The organism is Christensenella sp. (assembly GCF_034927525.1).
GTDB lineage: Bacteria > Bacillota > Clostridia > Christensenellales > Christensenellaceae > Christensenella.
Window position 1 is genome coordinate 1 of record NZ_JAYFPU010000014.1, and the last position, 2,462, is coordinate 2,462.

Annotated in this window: 3 protein-coding genes; all 3 read left to right on the forward strand. The window is 71.3% G+C overall.

The features are described from left to right. A partial coding sequence (locus VB081_RS00485) for a Gfo/Idh/MocA family protein (protein WP_323398907.1) occupies window positions 1–915 on the forward strand: 915 nt, incomplete at its 5' end. Continuing rightward, window positions 912–1,790: a class I SAM-dependent methyltransferase gene (locus VB081_RS00490; RefSeq protein WP_323398908.1), complete on the forward strand. Its 879-nt coding sequence runs from the start codon at window positions 912–914 to the stop codon at window positions 1,788–1,790. The genes VB081_RS00485 and VB081_RS00490, both read left to right, overlap by 4 nt. A gap of 8 nt (window positions 1,791–1,798) precedes the next feature. Next, a partial coding sequence (locus VB081_RS00495) for an N-acetylneuraminate synthase family protein (RefSeq protein ID WP_323398909.1) occupies window positions 1,799–2,462 on the forward strand: 664 nt, incomplete at its 3' end.

A 2,462-nucleotide genomic window follows, 5' to 3' on the forward strand; every position in this document is an offset into this window, starting at 1 on the left:
CTGGCCGACGCGGCCGTGGAAGCGGTGAGCATCGCCGTGCCCCCCGCGGCCCAGGGCGACCTCGTCCTGGCCGCCCTGGACGCCGGAAAGCACGTCTTTTGCGAAAAGCCCCTCGGCACCTCCGTCGCCCAGGCCCGGGCCATGCGCGACCTGGCCTCGCGCCGCCGCCTGGCCAACGCCGTGGACTTCCAGTTCCGCTTCAACCCGGGCTTCCAGGCGGCCAGGGACGCCCTGCGCCAGGGCGCCATCGGGGAAGCCAAACGCCTGGACGTGACCTGGTTCACCGGCGGCGGCGCGAACCCCGCGCGGCCCTTCGCCTGGCGGGACGAGGCGCAGGCCGGCGGCGGCGTGGCCGAAGCCTTCGGCTGCCACGTCATGGACTACGTTTCCTGGCTGCTCGACGACGCAGTGACCTCGGTCTTCGCGCTTTCGAGGATACTCCACCCGAAACGCCCCCTGCCGGACGGGAGCATGGGGCGCGTCACCGCCGAGGACGCCATCGACATTCTCATGGAAACCCGCGCCGGCCGCGTCGCCAACGTCAAGATCGCCAGCGGGCACCGCTACAGCGGCGAACACCTGGTGGAGATCCGCGGCGACGGCGGCGCGCTCGCCGTGCGCCAGGCCGTGCCGTTCACCTTGCGCGACATCAGCCTCACGCTGCGAAACGCGGCCACCCCGCCGCAAGGCGAGGCGCTTCCCCTGGCGCGGTCGCAACCCGACGGCGACACGCGGCTGCACGACGTCTCCCGGGCCGTGGCCGCGTTTCATGCGGCCGTGGCCGGCTCGCCGCCGCCGGACCTGCCCACGTTCGACCACGCCCTGGCCTCCAGGCGCATCCTGGCCGCGACCAGGGCCTCCCTCCGCTCGGGGTGCGCGGCGGCCGTCGCGGCGGTGGAGGACGACGCGTCATGAAGGCGCCGCAACACGTCCACTGCCCGCTGTGCGGGCTCTCCCCGGCCACCGTGGTCCTGACCATCGAGCAGCCGGACCGCTTCGAACGGGCGGCCGGCGTCGGCGCGGACGGATACCGGCGCTGGTGGGCGCAGTGCGAGGGCTGCGGACTCCTGATCGACGTCCTGACCCGCCCCGACCTGGCCGCCATCTACCTGGATGCCTACTACAGCCCGGCCGTGGAGCGGGAAACCCCGGCCGAGCGCTACGCCCGGATCATGGCCCTGCCCCGGGACCGCTCGGACAACGCCCTGCGCGTGCGGCGCATCCTGCGCTTCCTCGACGAGGCCGGGACGGCCGGCCAACCGGGCGACGGGCGGACGCGGCGGGTCCTGGACATCGGCGCGGGAACGGGCGTGTTCCTCACCCGGTTCCTGGAGGACGCCCCGCACTGGCAGGGCACGGCCCTCGAGCCCAATGCCCCGGCCTGCGCGCATTTGCGCTCCCTCGACCGCTTCGCGGTGGTGGAGGGCCGCTTTCCCGAGGCCGCCCCGGCCACGCGCCATGACCTCGTCACCCTCAACAAGGTCCTCGAGCACCTCCCGGACCCCCTGGCCATCCTGCGCCGGCTGCCCGCGATCATGACCGACGACGGCCTGGCCTACGTGGAGGTCCCGGACAAGCTGACGGCCTGGCTGCGGCCGGCCACGGACAACATCCTCGGCTCGCTGCACCACTACCTGTTCGACCCGGTAACGCTGGCGAAGCTGCTGGAACTGGCCGGATTCTCGACCCTCTGGTTGCGCCGCTACGCCGAGCCGAGTGGCAAGATCACCGTCTGCGCCCTGGCCGCGACCATGGAAAGCTTCAAGCGCCAGGCCGGCGGCCACGAATAGAGAAACGTATGCGACACACCTATATCATCGCCGAAGTCGGCAACACGCACGAGGGCTCGTTCGGGCTCGCCCAGTGCTTCATCCGGTCCGCCGCGGAATGCGGGGCCGACGCCATCAAGTTCCAGACCCACCTGTTCGACGCCGAGAGCCTGCCCGACGCGCCCAATCCGCCCTATTTCCACGGCGAGCCGCGCAAGGACTATTTCGACCGCACCGGCTTCTCCCTCGAGCAGTGGACCCGGCTGCGCCGCCTCGCCGAGGAGGAATACGGCCTGGACTTCCTGTCCTCGCCGTTTTCCCTGGAAGCCGTGGACCTGCTGGAGCAGGCCGGGGTCAAGGGCTACAAGATCGCCTCGGGCGAGGTGTCCAACCTCCCGCTGCTCATCCGCGTGGCGCAAACGGGGAAAAAGACCTACCTGTCGAGCGGCATGAGCTCCTTTGCCGAGCTCGACGCCGCCGTGGCCGCCTTGCGGGAAAACGGCGACCCCGAAACCGTGCTCCTGCAATGCACCTCCGAATACCCCTGCCCCCCCGAGGCCGCCGGCCTGAACCTCCTTGGCGAACTGGCCGCCCGCTACGGCCTGCCGGTGGGGTTTTCCGACCATACCCTGGGCCCGGCCGTCCCCCTGGCCGCGGTCTGCCTCGGGGCGGTCGTCCTGGAAAAGCATTTCA

Coding starts and splice junctions, on each gene's coding strand:
- VB081_RS00490 (WP_323398908.1), top strand. CDS start 912: ATGAAGGCGCCGCAACACGTCCACTGCCCGCTGTGCGGGCTCTCCCCG.